Annotated in this window: 25 protein-coding genes and 1 pseudogene; 16 read left to right on the top strand and 10 right to left on the bottom strand. The window is 67.0% G+C overall.

Features of this window, described 5'->3' with window-relative positions:
- Positions 1-8: 8 nt before the first annotated feature.
- Positions 9-401 (bottom strand): PPOX class F420-dependent oxidoreductase, encoded by a 393-nt coding sequence (locus tag ACQRWP_RS16915; RefSeq protein WP_430495963.1) that lies wholly within the window; start codon positions 399-401, stop codon positions 9-11.
- Positions 402-606: 205 nt separating this feature from the next.
- Here ACQRWP_RS16915 and ACQRWP_RS16910 point away from each other — a divergent pair, with 205 nt between their 5' ends.
- Positions 607-1,275, top strand: coding sequence for a VOC family protein (locus tag ACQRWP_RS16910; protein ID WP_430495962.1), 669 nt, complete (start codon positions 607-609; stop codon positions 1,273-1,275).
- 428 nt (positions 1,276-1,703) lie between these two features.
- On the opposite strand, the gene ACQRWP_RS16905 is transcribed toward ACQRWP_RS16910, so the two are convergent.
- The 3 genes from ACQRWP_RS16905 to ACQRWP_RS16895 all read right to left on the bottom strand — a co-directional run bounded on the left by ACQRWP_RS16905 (position 1,704) and on the right by ACQRWP_RS16895 (position 3,120).
- Positions 1,704-1,865, bottom strand: a complete 162-nt coding sequence (locus ACQRWP_RS16905; RefSeq protein ID WP_430495960.1) for a hypothetical protein — start codon at positions 1,863-1,865, stop codon at positions 1,704-1,706.
- A 98-nt stretch (positions 1,866-1,963) separates the two neighbouring features.
- The gene (locus ACQRWP_RS16900; protein ID WP_430495958.1) at positions 1,964-2,086 is read right to left on the bottom strand and encodes a hypothetical protein; all 123 of its coding nucleotides are present in this window, start codon (positions 2,084-2,086) and stop codon (positions 1,964-1,966) included.
- Between the two features lie 365 nt (positions 2,087-2,451).
- Positions 2,452-3,120: a class I SAM-dependent methyltransferase gene (locus ACQRWP_RS16895; RefSeq protein ID WP_430495956.1), complete on the bottom strand. Its 669-nt coding sequence runs from the start codon at positions 3,118-3,120 to the stop codon at positions 2,452-2,454.
- 61 nt (positions 3,121-3,181) lie between these two features.
- On the opposite strand from ACQRWP_RS16895, the gene ACQRWP_RS16890 reads away from it, so the two are divergent.
- From ACQRWP_RS16890 to ACQRWP_RS16855, 8 genes and pseudogenes are all read left to right on the top strand, one after another.
- Positions 3,182-3,820: a TetR/AcrR family transcriptional regulator gene (locus ACQRWP_RS16890; RefSeq protein WP_430495954.1), complete on the top strand. Its 639-nt coding sequence runs from the start codon at positions 3,182-3,184 to the stop codon at positions 3,818-3,820.
- A 285-nt stretch (positions 3,821-4,105) separates the two neighbouring features.
- A pseudogene (locus ACQRWP_RS16885) lies at positions 4,106-4,757 on the top strand (response regulator).
- Positions 4,758-4,797: 40 nt separating this feature from the next.
- The gene (locus tag ACQRWP_RS16880) at positions 4,798-5,514 is read left to right on the top strand and encodes a MarR family transcriptional regulator (protein ID WP_430495953.1); all 717 of its coding nucleotides are present in this window, start codon (positions 4,798-4,800) and stop codon (positions 5,512-5,514) included.
- 15 nt (positions 5,515-5,529) lie between these two features.
- Positions 5,530-5,922, top strand: a complete 393-nt coding sequence (locus ACQRWP_RS16875; RefSeq protein WP_430495951.1) for a VOC family protein — start codon at positions 5,530-5,532, stop codon at positions 5,920-5,922.
- Positions 5,923-6,150: a chromate transporter gene (locus ACQRWP_RS16870; RefSeq protein ID WP_430495950.1), complete on the top strand. Its 228-nt coding sequence runs from the start codon at positions 5,923-5,925 to the stop codon at positions 6,148-6,150. It begins immediately after the preceding gene.
- A complete protein-coding gene (locus ACQRWP_RS16865) occupies positions 6,147-6,290 on the top strand; it encodes a hypothetical protein (RefSeq protein WP_430495948.1) in 144 nt (47 codons plus the stop codon). The genes ACQRWP_RS16870 and ACQRWP_RS16865 overlap by 4 nt, the downstream gene beginning before the upstream one ends.
- Before the next feature lie 12 nt (positions 6,291-6,302).
- Positions 6,303-6,995, top strand: a complete 693-nt coding sequence (locus tag ACQRWP_RS16860) for an HAD family hydrolase (RefSeq protein ID WP_430495946.1) — start codon at positions 6,303-6,305, stop codon at positions 6,993-6,995.
- A gap of 122 nt (positions 6,996-7,117) precedes the next feature.
- A complete protein-coding gene (locus ACQRWP_RS16855) occupies positions 7,118-7,249 on the top strand; it encodes a hypothetical protein (protein ID WP_430495944.1) in 132 nt (43 codons plus the stop codon).
- A gap of 272 nt (positions 7,250-7,521) precedes the next feature.
- Here ACQRWP_RS16855 and ACQRWP_RS16850 read toward each other — a convergent pair whose 3' ends face one another.
- The 3 genes from ACQRWP_RS16850 to ACQRWP_RS16840 all read right to left on the bottom strand — a co-directional run bounded on the left by ACQRWP_RS16850 (position 7,522) and on the right by ACQRWP_RS16840 (position 10,498).
- Positions 7,522-8,895 carry a serine hydrolase domain-containing protein gene (locus ACQRWP_RS16850; protein ID WP_430495943.1) on the bottom strand — a complete coding sequence of 458 codons (1,374 nt, stop codon included), beginning with the start codon at positions 8,893-8,895 and terminating at the stop codon, positions 7,522-7,524.
- Between the two features lie 362 nt (positions 8,896-9,257).
- Positions 9,258-9,710 (bottom strand): hypothetical protein, encoded by a 453-nt coding sequence (locus tag ACQRWP_RS16845; RefSeq protein WP_430503209.1) that lies wholly within the window; start codon positions 9,708-9,710, stop codon positions 9,258-9,260.
- A gap of 173 nt (positions 9,711-9,883) precedes the next feature.
- Positions 9,884-10,498, bottom strand: a complete 615-nt coding sequence (locus tag ACQRWP_RS16840) for a recombinase family protein (protein ID WP_430495941.1) — start codon at positions 10,496-10,498, stop codon at positions 9,884-9,886.
- Between ACQRWP_RS16840 and ACQRWP_RS16835 the strand changes: the two genes are divergently transcribed.
- The 5 genes from ACQRWP_RS16835 (at position 10,425) to ACQRWP_RS16815 (ending at position 13,526) form a co-directional block, all read left to right on the top strand.
- On the top strand, positions 10,425-10,682 hold the full coding sequence (locus ACQRWP_RS16835; protein WP_430495939.1) for a Scr1 family TA system antitoxin-like transcriptional regulator: 258 nt from the start codon (positions 10,425-10,427) through the stop codon (positions 10,680-10,682). The genes ACQRWP_RS16840 and ACQRWP_RS16835 overlap by 74 nt on opposite strands.
- 41 nt (positions 10,683-10,723) lie before the next feature.
- On the top strand, positions 10,724-11,431 hold the full coding sequence (locus ACQRWP_RS16830; RefSeq protein ID WP_430495937.1) for a Crp/Fnr family transcriptional regulator: 708 nt from the start codon (positions 10,724-10,726) through the stop codon (positions 11,429-11,431).
- A 27-nt stretch (positions 11,432-11,458) separates the two neighbouring features.
- Positions 11,459-12,040 carry a Pycsar system effector family protein gene (locus tag ACQRWP_RS16825; protein WP_430495935.1) on the top strand — a complete coding sequence of 194 codons (582 nt, stop codon included), beginning with the start codon at positions 11,459-11,461 and terminating at the stop codon, positions 12,038-12,040.
- A gap of 81 nt (positions 12,041-12,121) precedes the next feature.
- Positions 12,122-12,700 carry an AAA family ATPase gene (locus ACQRWP_RS16820; RefSeq protein ID WP_430495933.1) on the top strand — a complete coding sequence of 193 codons (579 nt, stop codon included), beginning with the start codon at positions 12,122-12,124 and terminating at the stop codon, positions 12,698-12,700.
- Between the two features lie 97 nt (positions 12,701-12,797).
- Positions 12,798-13,526: a class I SAM-dependent methyltransferase gene (locus tag ACQRWP_RS16815; RefSeq protein ID WP_430495931.1), complete on the top strand. Its 729-nt coding sequence runs from the start codon at positions 12,798-12,800 to the stop codon at positions 13,524-13,526.
- 39 nt (positions 13,527-13,565) lie between these two features.
- Here the strand turns inward: ACQRWP_RS16815 and ACQRWP_RS16810 are convergent, their stop codons facing one another.
- Both ACQRWP_RS16810 and ACQRWP_RS16805 read right to left on the bottom strand, forming a co-directional pair.
- Positions 13,566-15,164, bottom strand: a complete 1,599-nt coding sequence (locus ACQRWP_RS16810; RefSeq protein WP_430495929.1) for a hypothetical protein — start codon at positions 15,162-15,164, stop codon at positions 13,566-13,568.
- A gap of 33 nt (positions 15,165-15,197) precedes the next feature.
- The gene (locus ACQRWP_RS16805; protein ID WP_430495928.1) at positions 15,198-15,818 is read right to left on the bottom strand and encodes an HD domain-containing protein; all 621 of its coding nucleotides are present in this window, start codon (positions 15,816-15,818) and stop codon (positions 15,198-15,200) included.
- A gap of 152 nt (positions 15,819-15,970) precedes the next feature.
- Here ACQRWP_RS16805 and ACQRWP_RS16800 point away from each other — a divergent pair, with 152 nt between their 5' ends.
- Both ACQRWP_RS16800 and ACQRWP_RS16795 read left to right on the top strand, forming a co-directional pair.
- Complete coding sequence (locus tag ACQRWP_RS16800) at positions 15,971-16,390, top strand: 3'-5' exonuclease (RefSeq protein WP_430495926.1); 420 nt, start codon at positions 15,971-15,973, stop codon at positions 16,388-16,390.
- A gap of 202 nt (positions 16,391-16,592) precedes the next feature.
- Positions 16,593-17,183: a DUF1062 domain-containing protein gene (locus tag ACQRWP_RS16795; protein ID WP_430503208.1), complete on the top strand. Its 591-nt coding sequence runs from the start codon at positions 16,593-16,595 to the stop codon at positions 17,181-17,183.
- A 604-nt stretch (positions 17,184-17,787) separates the two neighbouring features.
- On the opposite strand, the gene ACQRWP_RS16790 is transcribed toward ACQRWP_RS16795, so the two are convergent.
- Positions 17,788-18,285, bottom strand: coding sequence for a hypothetical protein (locus tag ACQRWP_RS16790; RefSeq protein ID WP_430495924.1), 498 nt, complete (start codon positions 18,283-18,285; stop codon positions 17,788-17,790).
- Between the last annotated feature and the right edge of the window lie 80 nt (positions 18,286-18,365).

Below are 18,365 nucleotides of genomic sequence, written 5' to 3'. Positions count from 1 at the left end.
GCCCGGTGCTACACCGAGTCGAGGCTGATCTCGAGTCCGACAGCCCGCCCGCCGTGCTTGCGGAGGCGACCGACCAGCGTCACGACCGTGAACCAACGGAATTTGTTTCCGTACTTTGCGGTCATCGCGCGCTTGGCAATGCGCAACTCCGACGCGGAGAGTACCCGCGCGTGGCCCGGTCGCCACCGGTCGTTAGGTTCACCGGCAAAGTTGGACGGCGCCACCTCGACCTTCGAGTTCCGCCGGATCCGCCTCACTTTCCAGGAGCGGCCGGGTGTATACGCGTAGAGGTTCCCTCCGGCTGACGCCAGCCAGACCGGCGTCGACACCGATGACCCATCCTGACGGAACGTCCGCAATGCAAAATACTCATGCCCATCAGCATTGACTTGACTTGTCATGAGTCCAGTGTTCCCGAGATCGGCCAGGGGCAGCAAGCAATCATGCGCGGCGCATCCACGCCACGGACTCTCATGCCGCAGACAGTGCGCGCAGGCACACGACGAGTCGTCATGCTCGGTGTTCGGAGTTCCGTGGCACCCGGCATCCTGAACTGCCGATGAGCGGATCCCGTATCGGGCCGTCTCCCGAGGTCGCCAAGCCACAGTGGGTATACGTTCGGCCGTCGGTGTTAGGTTCGCACCCACGACGGGGCAGATCACTGCCGGGCGTTTCCATGCGGCCGACGGTGTCGAGGACTGGCGTTGTCTCTACCACCTGGTCTCGGCCCACTTCCGGACCGGCTCCCTATCGGCGGGGATCGCGTTCGTCGACGAGATCGGTCGGATCGCCGGCCGCGACGAACAGGAGTACCTCAACGTGGACCTGCGTCATGCGGGTGTCACCGTGTCGCTGTCCCGGCGCGACGTCTCACTGGCCCGACGGATATCGGCAGCTGCCCTCGAGCTTGGCATCACCGCCGATCCCACTGCCGTGCAGCTCATCAACATCACCCTGGACGCTCTGGTGAGCGCCGACGTGCTGCCGTTCTGGCGGGCGCTGCTCGGTTATCGACAGATCGGTGACGATTACCTTGCTGATCCGGCGCGGCGGGGTCCGGGCTTCGGGCTGCAATGCATGGCGGCGCCGCGATCGCAGCGCAACCGTATGCACATCGACATCGCCGTCCCGCATGATCAAGCTGAGGACCGCATCGCCGCTGCCCTGGCCGCCGGGGGCCGCGTGATTTCCGCAGCGCATGCGCCGATGTGGTGGGTGCTGGCCGACGCCGAGGGCAACGAGGCATGTATCGCCACTTGGGTCGGCCGCGAATAGCGGGCCCGCTCGAACAACGTGTGGCAAGGCCATACAAGCAGGTCCTGCGGGCGCACATGCGGACTGCAGGCTTCCGGATCTGCCGCCGACCGGGCGTCACCAGACGGTTTGAACGCCGAATAGCTCGTTCATCGCAGCGAGCGGGTACTCGTCGCGAAAGGTCCGCTCCGGAGCCATCGTCATCCGGCTGGACCGACAGGTCGTCTTCACCGTCAGCGGCCAGGGCCATCTGCACCTGCCGGCGGCCGTCCGGCACTGGTGTGGGCTGGCCGCCGGCGATCGGGTGCTCCTGGCCGCCAGCTCCGCCGACGGCCTGCTCGTGGTGCATCCCCCGCCGCCTTGGACCGTGCGAACACGGCATCAACTGTGTCCGGAGGTCATGAGCCGTCTCCCAAAGCAATGAAGTAATGCGGCGGTGCGCGCGGGGTTTACGCGCTGAGGCTTCGGCGGCGTACCTGCACGGTGAAGCGGTCGCCGCTGCCGCTCCACCCGGAGGAGGTGGCCACGTCCCAGCCCCGCTGGGCGCGCATCTGATCGGCGAACGCGCGCAGGTCGCGGATGGCGCAGCCACACTCGAAATGCACGACCACGTAGATGTAGGCGGCGCGGCCGTTCGAGTCCAGGTCGGCGGGCTGCCAGCGGATCTGATGCTCGTGCTCGGCGAGGCCGGTGCGCTCCTGGTCGTGAACTATCCCGACTGCACGGCGTACGCGTCGAGGTCGTCGATCGCGAACAGGTCGCTGGAGTAATTGCCAGGCCAGACCGCGAATAGTCGCGACGTGCCTGCCACCGCCCGCTCGTAGGCCTGCACGTCCACACCCTGCGACACGCTGCCGTCGCCGCTGACTCTTCGCGATTCGAGCTGTACGGAATGCCGACAGGTGCCTACCTTCCGGCTTATCGATGATGGCTTCGTCCGCGACCTCAACGAACAGCTGATTCGCCGTTCAGGTGAATCGGGCTTCAGCCGCTGGAGCCCCGGCCGCAACTGCCGCACCGCGGACCGACTGGCGAGTCGGCGGCACGCGCGACCGATGCAGCCCCAGACGTCACCTGGACTACGAGCGGCGCTCAGGGCCATCACCCGGCACGTTGACCACTGCGCCGCCCAAGCTCGACTTGCTCGGGCGGCGTGAGACTTGGCATAAACCCAGAGAAACCCGCGACCGGAGACTGCTAGGCGTCGCGGCGCAGCGTGAACCAGAAGGTCGGCACCGAGTTGGTGCCTGGTGTGACGTCGATTAGTTCCCAGCCGGGGAACCTGGCGCGGAGCTCGTCGGCTGTGACGCCTGCCGCCCACGACGTGACTTCGGGGATCGGATTGCCGAGCGGCTCGGGGCCGTACCCGAACATCAGCAACCGTGCTCCGGGAGCGGCGCGGTGGGTGAGCCCGGCGGCGTAGGCGTCGCGGCGGTGTAGCGGGATTCCGCAGTAGCAGCTCAGATCGAAGAACAGGTCGAAGGGGCCCGGCACGTTCAGCTCGTCGAGGCGGGTGGCGTCTCCGTGGAGGACCCGTACTGCCACTCCCGCCGCCGCAGCCTTCTCCGTGGCCTGGTCGACGGCGCGGTCGATCAGGTCGACGGCGGCCACCTCCCAGCCGTGGCGTGCGAGGTAGGTGGCGTTGGTCCCCGTGCCGCAGCCGAGTTCGAGGGCGCGGCCGGGCGGCAGCGCGCCGTGCCCCTCTACCAGGTCGACCAGTTCGGGTGGCGTCACGCCGGTGTCCCACGGTGGCTTGCCGGTGCGGTAGTAGCCCTCCAGTGCGCGGTGGACGGACTCCTCCTCCGGGTCTCGCTGCGTCGAGGCCAGGTCCGGATGCGGCTTCTGGGTGGCGTGGGGCTGGTCCATTGTCTCCTCCAAGAAGTTAGAGTCGAACTCTAGTGACATGCTCTAAAGTTAGACTCGCGATATGGACGAGGTCAAGCGGCCGGACAAGCGAGCCGAGCGTTCACGCCGCACCCGTGAAAAGGTCGTCGAGGCGGCTCGCGAGCTGTTCGTCGCGCAGGGTTACGGGGCGACGAGCCTGCAGGAGGTCGCGGACCGGGCGGGCGTGGCCGTCCAGACGGTCTACTTCGTCTTCCGCAACAAGCGCACGCTGTTCAAGGACGTCGTCGACACGTCCATCGCCGGGGACACGGAGCCGGTCGCCACCATGGATCGTGAGTGGTTTCGCGCCGCGTGCGCCGAGCCCACCGCGGCCGGGCAACTACGCGCGCACGTCCACGGCACCCGCGAGATCCTGGGCCGGGTCGCCCCGATCATGCCGCTGATCGCAGCTGCCGCAGCCACCGACCCTGAGATCGCCGCACAGTGGCCGGACGGCCCCGACCCGCGCTACACAGTGCAGTACGCAGCAGCGGAAGCCTTGGTCAGTAAGCCCGACATCCGTCCCGGCCTCTCCATCGAGAAGGCGGCGGACCTGCTGTTCGGCCTGCTCAGCCCGCAGCTCTACCTGATCTTCGTCCGTGACCGCGATTGGTCACCGGACACGTGGGAAGAGTGGGCCCGCACCGCCTTGATATCCCAGCTCTGCGCCGACTCCGGCTAAGCGGACGGACGTCACGATCGTCGTTCAACCCGGCGCGGGTGATCTGCCTGATCGGCGTCGCCGTGATCATGTGCCGCGCGGCGGGCGCCTGCTGTGGCGCCTGCGGCGAAGTGTCTGATCACCTGGGCGTGGGCACGTCCCAGTCATCGGATCGAGACTCCGCTCCACCGCCAGCAGCGGCGCGATGCGTGAACGGGTGGCAGGGCTCGGCGGTGAGCGCCGTGCCGAGCCGCGCGGCGAGGGCGGATTCAGTGTCCACGCCGACATTCCGGTGGGCCGTATCCGATGATCCGTGTGTTGCTGGTCGGCGACCAGCCGCTGATCCGTAGCGGGTTCCGAGCCCTGCTCGACTTCGAAGACGACATCGAGGTGGTGGGCGAGGCCGCCGACGGTCTGCGGGGCGTGGCGCTGACCGCGGATCTGCGCCCCGACGTCGCACTCATGGACATCCAGATGCCGATCGTCGACGGCATCGAGCGACCCGGCGCTTCGCCACGGATCCCGCACTGTCTGTGGTGCACGTGGTGGTCCTGACCAACTACGGCCTGGACGAGTACGTCTTCAACGCGTTGCGCGCGGGCGCCGCCGGTTTCCTCGTCAAGGACATCGAGCCGGAGGACTTCCTGCACGCCGTCCGCGTCGCCGCGCGTGGCTCGCACCGTCGATCACCCGCAAGCTGATCGACCGGTACGTGACCCAGCCGCAGCACCTGGACGCCGGCAGGGTGCTGAGCGAGCTGACCAGCCGGGAACGTGAGGCCGTCGCCCTGGTCGCCCAGGGCCTGTCCAACGACCAGATCGCCGCCCGGATGTCGATCAGCCCGACGACCGCGAAGACCCACATCAACCGCGCCATGACGAAGCTGCACGCCCGCGACCGCGCCCAGCTCGTCATCCTCGCCTACGAGGCCGGCCTGGTAGCCCCCGGCCACCAGTAACAGCTATTGCATCAAACAGATTTGATGTAATCTGCCGGGCATGAAGGCGCCGCCGTTCCTGACCGCAGCAGGGCACCCGCTGCGCTGGCGGCTCTTGGGCGAGCTGGCCCGCAGCGACCTGGCTGTTCATGAGCTGACGACCGTGCTCGGCCAACCGCAGAACCTGGTGTCGTACCACCTGGGCAAACTGCGTGAGGCCGCTTTGGTGACCGCGCGGCGCAGCAGCGCCGACGGGCGCGACACCTACTACTCGCTCGATCTGGCCCGCTGCTCTGACCTGCTGGCCGGCACCGGAGCCGCATTGCATCCCGCGTTGCGGCTGACCCCGCCGGTGCCCGCCGATGCCGTCGCCGGGAACGTGCTGTTCCTTTGCACCGGCAACAGCTCCCGGTCACAGATGGCCGAGGCGATCCTGCGCGACCGCACCGCCGGCTCGGTCGAGGCCGTCAGTGCCGGCAGCCACCCCAAGCCGATCCACCCGCATGCAGTGGCCGTCATGGCTGACCGGGGCATCGACCTCACCGGCGCGCGGCCCAAACACCTCGACGAGTTCACCGGCCGCCGCTTCGACCGAGTGATCACCCTCTGCGATCGGGTCAAAGAAGTCTGCCCCACGTTCCCCGACCAGCCGCGGCGGGCGCATTGGAGCATCCCCAACCCGGCCGGTGACCCGGCCGGGTTGCCCGCCTTCACAAGGGCCGCGGACGAGATCGCCGGGCGAATCGCCTTCCTGCTGCACACCATCGCCCGCCCTTAAGGACCAGGAGGCGTCATGAACGGACCCGCCGACGGCACGGTGCACGTCCGCTATCTGGTGGACGACGTCCACGCCGCGATCGACTTCTACACCACCCACCTCGGCTTCACGCCGAACACTGCGTTCCTGCCCGCCTTCGCCGAAGTGCGGCGAGGAAGCCTGCGACTGCTGTTGTCCGGCCCGGCGAGTTCGGCAGGCCGTCCTCTGCCGAACGGGCGCCGGCCGCAGCCCGGTGGCTGGAACCGCATCCACCTGCTCGTCGGCGACATCGACACCGAGGTGGCCCGGTTGCGCGCCGCCGGCGTCGTGTTCCGCAGCGAGGTCGTCACCGGGCCGGGCGGCCGACAGATCGTGCTGGACGACCCTGCCGGCAACCCGGTCGAGCTGTTCCAGCCGGCGGGCACTTGAGTGCCGCCCGAGCGGCCACCGGTCGGTCTGGGGACCGTCCTGCGCGAGTGGGGCCGGATCGGCTGTGTGGGTTTCGGCGGGCCACCCGCGCACATCGCATTGCTGCGCAAGCTGTGCGTCGAGGACCGTGGGTGGTTGCAGGCGCAGGAGTTCGAGGCCGCCATCGCCGCCTGCAACCTGCTGCCCGGCCCGGCCTCTACACAGCTCGCGTCCACAATCCATGCTTGAGTCTGTTCGGCGATCATGACGAGGCAGGCGGCGTCTTGGACGGTGAGTGCGAGATCGCCGTCGCCGTCGCCTGGCAACGCGCGAGCGGCGGCGACTGGACCTGCTACGCCGCCGATGTCAACCGCCGGAACAACACCTGATTCGGAGAGTTGATGCCATACCAACACACTGGCCCTGATCAACGGGATCATGCCGACGCGCCGGCCGGTATTCGGCTGGTCGCCTTCGACCTTGATGGCACCCTCACCCGGGGGCAAACGTGCATGGAGGCCATTGCCGATGCGTTCGGATTTGCCGCTCAGATGTCGGTCTGGGAACAGTCGCGCACTGAACAGGAGCTCATCGCGGCGCGCCTCGGAATTTGGGAGTACCTCCAGCACCTCAGCATCGACGACATGGACGCGGTGCTCGCCGACATCCCGCTGGCGCCCGGCGCGATCGAGGGCATCACCGCACTGCACACGGCCGGCATCGTTACGATCATCGCGTCCCTCACCCACGCCCCCAACGTCGCCTACTTCGCCGGCCGCCTCGGCGTCAACGCACACTTCGGCACCGAACCCGACGGAAACGGCGGGTACCGCCACGTCTTCCCGGCAACCAAACCCACCCTGCTCGCCGAATACGCCGACGCCCTCGACGTTCTCCCCGAGCAAATCGCGGCCGTGGGTGACACTCCAAATGACGTGCCGATGCTTCGCGCAGCCCGAATCTCGATCTACGTCGGCACCACACTGCCCGACGACTTCACACCAACCTGGCATCTCCCCGCAGCGCCCATCGACGAGATCGCCCGCATCATCCTCGAACCCGACGAGGGAGAGACGCCGTCGTCGACTCGATAGACAGGGGTATTCGGACAGTTGGAATAACCGACGTCGCCAGAGCATCTGCTGCAGAGCCACGTGGAAGACGCCTGGATCGCCGGGCAGCAGAGCGGCGCCGCCCGGCTCGAAGGACTCTTGTCATGAGGTGGAACCTGCGGTTGACCGCCGCGAACGCTGGCATCTGCGTGGCCGGCGCGATGCAGCGGCTAGTCGCCGAGCGTGGCCTGGTGATCAGCGGATGGTGCGCTCCGGAGCGGTTGACCTCCCAGTAGAGGTCGAAGTGGTCAGGCGTCACTGTTCCCGGGATGGCCAGCGCCGGCCGGCATCTCGGGCCGCCTAACGCCACGCTTGCAAGTTCTGTATATCGGTCTGAAGCGTTGCCGTGAGCTTACTGGGAAGCTGAGACTCAAATCCCACCAGCAACCTTCTGACCAGGGCTTCTTGCTGGGAGACCTCCTCGGCGGCTCCGAAGATGTCGGCCATGGTGCTTCCGGTCATTAATCGGGTGACGTCCGCTCATGCCGAGATCGCTGCGTTCGTGAGGTCAGCCGGCCTGCCAACCGGCCGGGTCGATGCCGCCGGGCAGTGGTGCCGCAGGGTCGTAGGGCTGCCGGGTGAAGATGAAGGTGCCAAGATCGAGGTGGCTGACGGCGTCAGCCGCGTCGCGTTGCACCTGCAGCCGTTCGCCGGCGAAGTAGCCGTTGATCCCCTCCCAGCCACCGTCGCCGGTGGGGCGCAGCCGGGTGGCGCTCCCGCCGGACAGCGGGGTCAGCTCCAGGAAGCCATCGGCCTGCGGGCGTAGCACATAAGGGGCCGGCCCCCAGTACCACGGGCCGGCGAGATCCAGTAGCTGTGGGTCAACTGAGGGCAGCGGTCGCCACGGCGCAGGGATGCGCGGCTCCCGCTCGGCGACCGTCTGCAGCAGATCAGCGGCGAGAGTACCGGCGGACAGGCCAGCGGTCACGTTACCCATGACGACCGCGCCCAGAGCGTCATCGGGGCTGACCCACACGGTCGCGACGAAGCCCGGCATCGAGCCGGTGTGCCCGGCCAACAGCCGGCCGTCGCGGCGCAGCAGCTGCATGCCGAGCCCGTAGCCGCTGTCTGAGTCCGTCGCCTCCGGTGGGCTCGCCGGGTTGCGCATCTGCGCGACGGTGTCCGGATGCAACACCCGGTCGTCGCCGTCGATGAGGAACGCGGCGAACCTGGCCAGGTCCGTCACGGTCGACCACAGCTGCCCGGCAGGCGCCATCAGACCGGTGTCCACGGCGGGCTCCTCAAGGAGCACATCGGCCCAGGGATGCACTGCCCAGCCCGTGGCGTGCGGTGCGATCGGCAGCAGGGTGGTGCGGGTCATCGCGAGCGGGTTCAGCACCTCGCGTCGTAGCACCTCGTCCCACGCCTGGCCCCGAACCCGTTGCACCAGCGCGCCGAGCAGCGCATAGCCGGGGTTGGAGTAGTGGTGGCGCTGTCCGGGCGGATGCACCTGCGGATCGCCGCCCAGCACGTCGGCCAGGTCGGGTCGCAGCGTGCCCCGGGTCCGTTCCCACCACGGGCCGGGCGCCTCAGCGATCAGCCCGGCGGTGTGCGCCAGAAGCGCACCGACCGTGGCCTGGCCCGCCGCCGTGCCGGGCAGGTGCTCGGCCAGCGGGTCGGTAAGCGCGAGTCGCCCCTCGTCGCGCAGGCGCAGCACCAGCACCGCAAGGAAAGTCTTGGTGATCGAGCCGATCCGGTATTGGAGGTTGCCATCCGGCACCCTGCCGTCCACCGTTCCCCACCCGTCCACCCACACAGGACGGCCATCACGCACCACGGCAGCGACGACCGAAGGCGCCCGACCCGCTACCTGACCGGTGGCCAGCCGGTGGACCAGCGCACGTCGGGTTTCGGGTAGCAGCGGCGTCGGGATCGGTGACATGCGGGCAAACCTACCGGGCGGCCTGCACCGCCCCGGTAACGTTCCGACGCGTCTGGATCTGCCGCTGATGAGGCGTGGCGTCCGTGAGGGCGTCCGGTGATGGCCGGGGCCGTGGGAGCAGGTCGGGCACGCCGGGCGTCGGCGTAAGCCCAGGCTGCTGGGACCAGCAGCCACGATCCCTTGCCCAACGACGTGCAGCACCGTCCATCTCAACCCGGCGGCAGCAGCCCGGTCGCGAGCACGGGGTCGGGGGAGCAGATGGGGAGCAACAGGGTGCACTGAACGGCCTCTAAGTGCATCGAACGGCACCCAACGGCGGGTAGCTGCACCCACCCCTGCCTGCGGCTCCACGTTGCCGCAGGTCAGAGCCGGTGCGGCGTCCTGTTTCCCGCGGAGTGCCCCGCGGTTCTGCGCAGCAGTCGACGACGTTCTATGGGGCCTGGCCCAACAGTGTGCGCATTGGGCGGGGATCTTGCTGTGCGGGTCAGGACGCTCGTCGGGGCGGTGAGCGGGAAGACCGCCGTGTCAGCTTCGATGGTCCGGTGGTCGTGGTCGCACACGGTGATCATGTTGTTGAGCCGTAGGTAGCCAGCGACGCTGTCTGGATCCTGGTCGCGCATCGCCGGGTGGCGCCGACGCAGGCAGCTGTCGTGTCGAATCCTGTCCAGGAGATGGTCTTCCCGGACGTAGAGGGTCTTCTGTCGTCTCGATGAGGTGGGCCGGGCGCTGGTGTTGCCGTGTCGGCATCGGTAGCCGGCGCGGTCGTGGACCCAGTGGGAGTTCATGATTCGGCCGCACACGCCGCAGCAGATCACTCCGGCCAACAAATAGCAGCGGGGAATGCCGCCGGCTGGGGTCGGTGCGGTATGGATTGCCTGGACGGCGACGAAGTGTTCTTCGCTGACCAGCGGAGTATGCGCGATCTCGCGGGAGATGACCCAGTCAGTTAGGCGCTCCACCGTTGGATCTCATGGTGTCGATCGAAGGCTCAATTGTCAGGGAGGGCATCACGGTCGGTGTGTTGCCGGTTCCAGACCTGCCGCCCGGTGTAACGGGGGTTGGACAGGATCGCCGCGACAGTGGTGAGCATCCACTGGCAGCCGCCGCGGTGGGGGTTACGCGCTGGGTCGGCGCCGGACGGGCACGGGACGCCGTTGTCGTTGAGGGCGCGGGCGATGCTGGCCACGCTCCGGCCGGCAAGCCGCTGCTCGAAGATCCACCGGACGTGGGGTGCGGTGGCAGGGTCGGGCTCCAAGCGGTGCAGGCGCCGTCCCCAGGCGGCGTGGGCGCGGTTCGGATGAGGGCCGGCGTCGGCGAGCCGGTAGCCGTAGGGTGGCCGGACGCCGAGATGTCGGCCCTGCAACTCTGCCTGAGCGCGCAGGGCCGCGGTCGTGCGATGCCGGGCTCGGGAAACCTCCCGCTGGGAGTGCACGCTGAGCAGGTCCAGCAACGCCAGCTGCCGCGGGTTGTCGAAGTCCACCGGCCCATAGGTTTTCGGCAGCCACAGCTGCAAGTCATGCCTGAGCAAGGTGGGAGTCAACTGTTCAAGCTGCTGGCCGTGGAAGGCGCGCTCGTACTCGCCGACGACGATCGCGTCGAGCAACCGCGTCGAACCCGAACCGTCGGTCGTCTACCACGAGTCGTTGACCGGCGCGCTCTACCTCGACCGTCCCGCCGAGCTGGCCGCGTACGAGGAGATCTGGGCCAGCCTGGACGCCCTCGCCCTGGACCCCGACCAGTACCGACGATTCATCGAGAAAATCCTTGTGGAGGTTCATCACGGCTGAGCCGACCCACCGCGCACCGCCATCGGCGATACATTCAGCGCATGGGTGAACGCGTAGCGTCTGGGCTCGTCGCTCATCTCCCGCAGGATGAGTGGTATCGGGTGCGGCACACCGGCATCCCCGTCCGCTTCGAAGCCCGCGACGTGCTGATCCGCCAGGGTGACACCACTCAGCACGTGCACGTCGTCCTGGCCGGCTGCGTCAAGGTCGTCCGCTCGGAGAGCGACGGCAGCCGGGCGATCCTGACGCTGCGGGCCGCCGGTGACGTCGTCGGTGACCTGGCTGCCGTCGACCTCCAGCCCCGATCGGCGACCGTCACCGCTCTCACCACCACGGTCACTCGGCTGTTGACGGGGCCGCAGTTCCGGCGGCTCCTGGCCCGGCCTGAGTTCGCCATGGGCTTCGCCACCTACACGGTGAGCCGGCTGCGCAGCTCGGACATACAACGGACAGCGCTGGCCGTTTTGCCGGTCCGGGAGCGGCTGGCCCGCGCGTTGATCCAGCTTGACGAGGCGACCCGGAGCGCGGATGGCCGGAACGCGATCCGACTGTCCCAGGCGGAACTCGCCGAACTGGTCGGTGCCTCGCGCAACGCGGTCGTCGGCGAGCTGACAGCCCTGCGTGGGGCGGGCATCGTCGTCACCGGGCGGCGCGAGGTCATCGTCGTGGACCCGGTGGCCCTGCTCGGCCGCACACGTGCGCCCTGCCCAGAACTGGGCAGAGAACCGCGCGGACCCACCCCATGCTGAGGGAGCCCCGCCTTCGAAAGGAGTGCCGTGGAACGTACCCCGTTCGCACAATCGACCGATGCGACGTCATACCGGGCGTCCCCGACCTTGGCTCCCGAGAGCTTCGCCGCCGCACCGGCCAGCACCACTGAAGCACAAGAGGCCGGAAACCTAGTGAGAGACATGAAACATGCCTCCCTCCAACAGGCGAACGAGATGATCCGCTTCGCCGATGTGAAGGCGGCCGCGGTGCTGGCCGCCGCCGGCGTCCTGGCTGGACGCCTGCCGTCCGCCCATGGCCCCTGGGCCACAGGCGTCCTGCTCGTCGCGGGCGCCTGCGTTGCGCTCAGCGCGTTGTTGGCGCTCTATGCGTTGGCCCCGCGGCGGCAGGTGACGACCGGATCACTGCACTACTACGAGCACGTCGCTCGCCGGTACGGCAACGACCAGGAAGCATTCATCGACGCCTGGTTGGAGGCGGCGGCCGACATCAATGCATTCGAGCGGGCCGTCCTGGCGCAGATCTGGGCGGTGAACATGGTGGCGTCTCGCAAGTTCACCCGAGTGGCGTGGTCCATCCGTGCCTTGGTGATAGGCCTCGTGGCTCTCGCTGCCGTCGCCCTCGCCTGAGACGGATGGCAGGCGCCACTGCCGGGTGTACATGTTGTGAGCCTCCCGCTACATTCGACGCAATCAACGTGAGGACAGTTGATGTTGCGGATGGCCGTGATGGGTGCCCACGGGACGGGAAAGTCCACCCTCGTTTCCGCGTTGGCCCGGGCCCTGGAAAGCCCGGTCGTCACAGTGCAAGGCATTCCCAGAAATTTGATGCGGAGCGGATACCGATTCGGGGAGAACCTCCGGCTCGACTCCGTCGCGGCCTACTTCGTGGAGCAACGGCGCCACGAGATCGAGGGGCGGCGCCGGGGCGCCGCCACCCTGCTCACCGAACGAACGCTGCTCGACGCCGTCGCTTACGAGCGAGCGAACAGGAGCATGCACGGTCGCGGCTGCTTCAGTGCTGATATGTCGGCCTTCATGGAGCGGGTCGCCTTCGATCATGTCAATACGTTCGACCGTCTCGTCTATTGTCCCATCCTCTTCCCGCTGGAGGATGACGGCGTCCGCGGCGGCAGCGAAGAGTATCAGCAAAGCGTCGACCACGAGTTGAGAGCGCTCGTCATGAGCGATGCCGTCGACTCTCCCGTCATGGTGGTCGGCGGCACTGTGGAGCAGCGCGTCGCACAGGTCTTGGAGGCACTTGGACCATCCGCTCCCGGCGAACCTTGAGGCATCGGCGCTTCTCCTCCAGGAGGTATCTGCGTGTGCATGCAGGCCCGGCCCTGCCAGGGTCAAGTCGACCATCGCCCCGCGATCGGCGACACCGATGAACGCTGACTACGTCGCAAACCTCAAAGCGCTCCGACAGGCTTTCGGACCGTCAAGTGAAACGCCGCTGTTGGTGGACATCCTCTCGAAGCACTTCCGCCGGCGAGACGAGATCACGATGCTCGACGTGGGGATAGGAAACGGAGCGTCGGCCGGCAAGGTCACGGACGGGTTGACGCGCAGAGGCATCCACGTCGCGCTGACCGGGATAGATCCGTATATCCCGGCCTCGGCCCGCCGGCTCGGATGGGCAAGTAGGGCGCGTCTCGTCCCCACCGGGCTGGCGGATTTTCATCCTGGTGAAGCCTACGACGTGGTCAACGCCAAGCAGTCGCTTTACTACCTCGGAGATGAAGGAGAAGCGCTCAAGAAGCTGGCATCATTGGTCTCCCCCGGGGGCATCCTGACGATCACCGTGTGGGATTCGGGTTGCACGCTGAAGACGATCCACGACACCTACCTGGCTCCGGGTCACTATTCCCCATCCGGCGTCGGCGTGGGCCGTTGCATAAGTGAGATATCCCCGTCGAGCCGACCGGTCGAAATCCATCATTTCGATGGACAGATCATGTTGAGCAGGGCGGATGCCACTGTCATCGAGCCGATCCTGAAGATCGCCAGCCGGGGGGCAGAGGCAACCGACATGGCTTGGCGCATGGCACGAGACTATCTAGCCTCGCTCGGCCCGGTCGCGCCTCGTCGTAACGCCGTTGTGGTCGCCACGTGACGACTTCCTGTAGTCATGCAGTTGCCGTAGTTACCGGGATCAGCCTTCGGCCTGCCACGTGAGCAGCGGCTCGCCATGTTTCGTGGTATTGCCGGAAACGCTGACGAAGCTCACCGCCGGCAGTTCATCCGTGGCCGGACGGACACACTGCTGATAGTAGGAGTCGCTAACTAGGATCTGGTTGGCGCCGGCGGCCGACATGACGCGTGCCGTCCAGTTCACCGCGTGAGAGATGAGCTGCGGCCCACCAGACTCGAAATATATCCATGTGGCTGGTCCGCTGTTGACACCAAAACGCAGATCGTATGCACGCAACTCCTGGTACATTCGCCTCAGGCGTAAAGCTAACCGAATCGGCGACAGCCTGCTCGTGACTTGGCGAAACCCGACGAAAACGCCGTCGCCGGTCAGTAGGACGGCCACGTCGTCCGGATCCTCGGCCACCAGGATGTCCTCGTGCCTCAGCGAGTCCAGCAAATCCCGAAAAATTGTGTACTGCTGCCTGTCGGAACGTTTGCTGAAATCAACCGTATCTATCCCGAGTAGATAGACGTTCTCTTGGCGCTGGCCGGTTATCGCTGGTAGTGGGCTCGGCACTGTCGGCTCCTTCCTCGTCCTTCGCTGGGTGGGCAGGAAGATTTTCGACGGGCGCAGGGGGCGTTCGACCGAGAATAGCTGGCCGACGAATGAGCTGTTGATCGTCCGTTCGGCTTTCAGGATCTGCTGGAATTGCCGGTGTCTCCGACGCTTCGCGAACATGACCCGCGCGATAGCGAGCTGGACGACCGGGTCGTCCTCCCGGGCGTACCAATCGGCCAGCTCGCTGGCGAGCTCGGCACCGAACCCGACGTCCACCAACCCGAGCGCCAGGCCCTCCCGCACCACTGACGCATCGTCGGACATCCCCGCCCGGACAAGGTCGACGTACGGCAGGAGGTTCGTCCCGTTCTTCAGCAGAACTCGGAGATACCACCGGCGCACATTGGGCGGGAAGCGGCCAAAATCCTGAGGATGGAGCGGGATGTCGGAGATTCGTCCACGTGGGTCGTTGTGGACCGCCCACACGGCATATTCAGCGACGCTGGCTGTGGAGCTTGTGACAAGATCGCCGAGCACCTCTTTGGGCAATACCGACGGATCTCGTCCATATCGGAGGCTGATCCATCGGTGCACCAGCGGATCGTCGTCCGCCATGGCTTTCCGCAACACGACCGGCTCGACGGGCACGCTCCCGCGGAAATACCCGGCGGCGAGCTTGACGGCTGCGGCGTCCGGGTCGAGGCCGATCTTGACGAGGCTCGTTCTGGTATGTGCCGTGCCGGCTACGACGTGCAACGCGCCGGCCGCCCAGCTCATGTTCTCGAGATCGGTGTCCACGCCGTTCAATTGTCCTGCGAGCCATGGCGCGAGCTGCTCGATCCGCAGGAGCCCGATGAGTTTGTAGAGCCATCTGCGCACGTGAAGATCGGTCGAACCCTTCAGGTTCGCGGTTGCGGCGTACAACCGAGGATCCTTTGTCAGATCGACTCGCCGGCCAGCTTCGATGGCATAGCACAGCCGCTGCAGCGCGCGCTTGGCCAGCGCGTCGTCACCACTGGCCAGCAGGGCCAGCAACTCTTCACCGCTCGGGAGCGCCATGGCAGATTCCCTCCGGCCGAGTGCGGGCTCGGGTCAGTGCTGCTGCTCCGGCGGCCCGGCATCTGCGGTCAGACCCTGCCAGTCACCCGCCGTGGCGCGATTCTTGCCCTGCAGGTGCCACGAGTGAGGGTTGGTGAGCAGCAACGACTCGTAGAGTTCCACCGCGGTCTTCGTCCGCAGCTTCGAATTCACACCGTCGCGGATGGGCTTGAAAATCTGCGGCAGGTGACTGCCGGTGGCGGCCAGTTCCCTGAGCTCGAAGTCGACATCGAGGGTGTCCGCGTCCTTGACGATGCGCGCCTCCAGACTCTCCTGCTGCTCATACTCGTGCCAGAGCTGCTGAACCCACTCCAACGAGGTCTCGGCGGTCATGTCGTCGAGAGCCTTGGCCTCGTGCCGGTCCGTGTAGAGCCGCGACATGTAGTGGACGTCGCCGGTTCGCGTCTCTGCGGCGTCGTGGATCAGGGCCAGCTGGACGACCTTTCCGCAGTCGGCTCCTTCTCGACTGGCGATGACGAGCGATATCCACGCCACGCGCATCGTGTGCTCCGCGACATTGGCGAAGGTGACGCCGCCGAACTGATTCCACGTTCGAGCTAGGTGCCGCATCGTTCCTATCTCGAAGATTAGTTGAGTGTCGCGATCAAGGTCCATGGCCGCATACCAATCGCTAGACTTGTCGGCTCAACAGGTGGTTTTCATGATTCACCTACCGCGGGCGATCACGCCACCGTCCCCGTTGGCGCGGGTGACGCAGAGGACTCTAGGACAGCTGGGGCGCCGATGAAAGTGACGCCCAGCAAACGGTGCGTCACCTGCGCGTACGCGGGGACGAGGGGCTCAGCGTACTGCGCGATGTGTCCGAAACCCGACGGGCAGTCGAGCCGTACGAAGTCAAATTCGATGACCTGACGGCCGCAACCGTGCCAACGGTCCGGGTCAGAGACAACCCTGAGCCCGAGGTAGACGGCGTCCGCCTTGCCACGATGCACGCCATGAAGGGACTGGAGTTCCGCTGCGTCGCCGTGGTCGGCGTCAACGCCAGCGCGGTGCCATTCGCCAAGGAGGTCACCCCACGTGAGGTGGACCAGGTGCAGCACGACAGCGACATGATGAGGGAGCGGTGCCTGCTCTTCGTCGCGACCACCCGCGCCCGCGAAGCCCTGAACGTCTCGCGGACCGGGACACCGAGCGCTCGGAGTTGGCCGGAGAGCAGGGCCGCGTAGGCGTCGGCGGCGCCAGCCGCATCGCCAGCCCGGCCCAACCAGCGGGCCGTCTCTCGACGCGTCGTCAGGGTGTCTGGGTGATCGCCGCCGAGGTGATCGCTGGCGAGCCGGGGCAGGCTGCGGAAGTAATCCGCGGCTGCAGCGACGAGCCCGTACCTCCAAGGCTGACGCCTGACCCTCAGTGCTCGGCACCAACACAAAAATGGGTGGCCTCGCCAGCCCGTCCCGCCCTACCTTGCAACTGGATCTTCCTTCTCCGACCCTCTCACGAGAGGACTTCACCCCGCGTGACGCCGCCTGCTCTTTAGACCTGACACCTTCCCCGTGCATCGGTCGCCGACGTCGCCGTCGGCTCTTTTCCCATGCCTTCCGTCAGGTCTTCAGAGGGATCATGTCTACGCATCCTCATATCGTTCCGTCCTGGGCCCCTCGGCGCACGCACCTTCGCCTGCTCGCGTTCCGCTGTGTCCACTGCCATTCCGGCCTCGCCAGCACCGGCGACGGCAAGTTCCGCGTCAATGCCAACGGCAAACTCCTCGACATCCTGCTCCTTGTCACCTGCGTTTCCTGCGACCCCACCAGCAAAATCACGGTTCACGATCGCGTCCCGGTCTGGTACCTGAATCCGCTTCTGGGGGGCTGCTCCGGCAACTCCTCCCGCGGTGGGCCTGAGCCGGGGCGAGAGGCAAGGTGGCCTTGCCCCGGACTGCATCATGCGGCGGTCCGCGCGCGGTCGCTCATGACCGCGCGCGAACGAAGATCAGGGCCGGCCCGATACCGGCGACGAAGGTAAACGGCCGGGTTCATTACATCCGGTGCGGCTGCTGCTCCGCTCAGCCGATCCGGCGGACCTGCGGCCGGCTGTCTGTCAGCCGCGGGCCGGCTGGGCGAGACGCTCGAGCGGCTGCGAGCGGTGCCCAGGGGTCGGAGCAGCAGCGCACCGGCGGCGAATGGTCGGCGGTAGAGACCCAGAGCCATCTGGTGTTCGGGGCATACGTAGGTGGGGAACGTCGCGGAGATTGAGCTGGGCGACGGGCAGCAAGGCCACTGGTTCCTCCGGCCGGGGGCGGCCACGATCGATCCGGTCCACGATCTCCTGCTCCTGCGGGTTGAACAGCAGGTCGCTTGCCGGACGGTTGTTCGCAGCCGTCATGAGCTGTCGCAGCAGTCTCACGTCCTCCACCGTTGTCGCAGGTCGGCCATCCGGCTGGTGCGGACCGCCGCAGTGCGGCTCCGACAGCACGGCCCGGCGCCTGCCAGCCCGGCGCCTGTGCCCCGACGGTCGAAGGCCAGGATCGATGGAGCGGGGTCGGCGGCCGCTGAGCCAGCTTCGATCATCCTCGATGCTCACCGGGCCCTTGCTGCCAGACGGTGCGACGATTGCGGAGGCGGTTCGGTCACCGGGGTGGATCGACGTTAACCAACTCGGCGTCCAGTAGATCGGCTGCTTGCTCGACGGTGGCCACGAACTCTTCCGGTGGGATCCTGGCGACGAAGACCTTGCCCAGGTCATCCGGAAAGGGTTGGTCTGGCCGCCAGAACGCGAAGACGATCACCAGGTCGTCGTCCAGGTAGGCGTACTTGAAGACGTTGTCGACGGTCTCGCCCCACTGCAGGAACCAGGACTGCTCCCGAAACTCCGTGTCGTCTGCGTGGAGCAGCCGGAAGATCTCCTCTGGTGTGCGGCCCGGGACGGGACAGGGCTCGACGTCGCGTCGGCGCACCTGCGCCGCGCTCGATCGCATAACGCGGATGAAGAACGGGAGGAACGCGTGGCTGTCCTTGATGGTCAGCCTCTTGCCAGCCGCCCACAGGTCGACGGCGCGGAGTTGGTGCGGCTCGACCTCGCCGATCTCCACGGCGAACGTGGCCGGGTCACCGAAGCGTCGTGTCATCAGCCCACGGGCGCAGTCATAAGGAAGGCCGTGCCTGACGGGGTAGCTTGCCATCCCTCGGCCAATGCCTTGCGGACAAT

Origin of the sequence: Micromonospora trifolii (genome assembly GCF_050516465.1) — a bacterium.
In the GTDB taxonomy this organism is placed as follows: domain Bacteria; phylum Actinomycetota; class Actinomycetes; order Mycobacteriales; family Micromonosporaceae; genus Micromonospora; species Micromonospora trifolii.
This window is presented reverse-complemented; position numbering and strand designations above follow the sequence as displayed.

What these genes read in the sequence shown, in the direction of transcription:
- ACQRWP_RS16860 (WP_430495946.1), top strand. Translation starts at nt 6,303, where the DNA reads ATGCCATACCAACACACTGGCCCTGATCAACGGGATCATGCCGACGCG.
- ACQRWP_RS16805 (WP_430495928.1), bottom strand. Translation starts at nt 15,818, where the DNA reads ATGGACCTTGATCGCGACACTCAACTAATCTTCGAGATAGGAACGATG.
- ACQRWP_RS16820 (WP_430495933.1), top strand. Translation starts at nt 12,122, where the DNA reads ATGTTGCGGATGGCCGTGATGGGTGCCCACGGGACGGGAAAGTCCACC.
- ACQRWP_RS16815 (WP_430495931.1), top strand. Translation starts at nt 12,798, where the DNA reads ATGAACGCTGACTACGTCGCAAACCTCAAAGCGCTCCGACAGGCTTTC.
- ACQRWP_RS16795 (WP_430503208.1), top strand. Translation starts at nt 16,593, where the DNA reads ATGGGTGGCCTCGCCAGCCCGTCCCGCCCTACCTTGCAACTGGATCTT.
- ACQRWP_RS16855 (WP_430495944.1), top strand. Translation starts at nt 7,118, where the DNA reads ATGAGGTGGAACCTGCGGTTGACCGCCGCGAACGCTGGCATCTGCGTG.
- ACQRWP_RS16790 (WP_430495924.1), bottom strand. Translation starts at nt 18,285, where the DNA reads ATGACACGACGCTTCGGTGACCCGGCCACGTTCGCCGTGGAGATCGGC.
- ACQRWP_RS16875 (WP_430495951.1), top strand. Translation starts at nt 5,530, where the DNA reads ATGAACGGACCCGCCGACGGCACGGTGCACGTCCGCTATCTGGTGGAC.
- ACQRWP_RS16895 (WP_430495956.1), bottom strand. Translation starts at nt 3,120, where the DNA reads ATGGACCAGCCCCACGCCACCCAGAAGCCGCATCCGGACCTGGCCTCG.
- ACQRWP_RS16880 (WP_430495953.1), top strand. Translation starts at nt 4,798, where the DNA reads ATGAAGGCGCCGCCGTTCCTGACCGCAGCAGGGCACCCGCTGCGCTGG.
- ACQRWP_RS16850 (WP_430495943.1), bottom strand. Translation starts at nt 8,895, where the DNA reads ATGTCACCGATCCCGACGCCGCTGCTACCCGAAACCCGACGTGCGCTG.
- ACQRWP_RS16830 (WP_430495937.1), top strand. Translation starts at nt 10,724, where the DNA reads ATGGGTGAACGCGTAGCGTCTGGGCTCGTCGCTCATCTCCCGCAGGAT.
- ACQRWP_RS16810 (WP_430495929.1), bottom strand. Translation starts at nt 15,164, where the DNA reads ATGGCGCTCCCGAGCGGTGAAGAGTTGCTGGCCCTGCTGGCCAGTGGT.
- ACQRWP_RS16915 (WP_430495963.1), bottom strand. Translation starts at nt 401, where the DNA reads ATGACAAGTCAAGTCAATGCTGATGGGCATGAGTATTTTGCATTGCGG.
- ACQRWP_RS16890 (WP_430495954.1), top strand. Translation starts at nt 3,182, where the DNA reads ATGGACGAGGTCAAGCGGCCGGACAAGCGAGCCGAGCGTTCACGCCGC.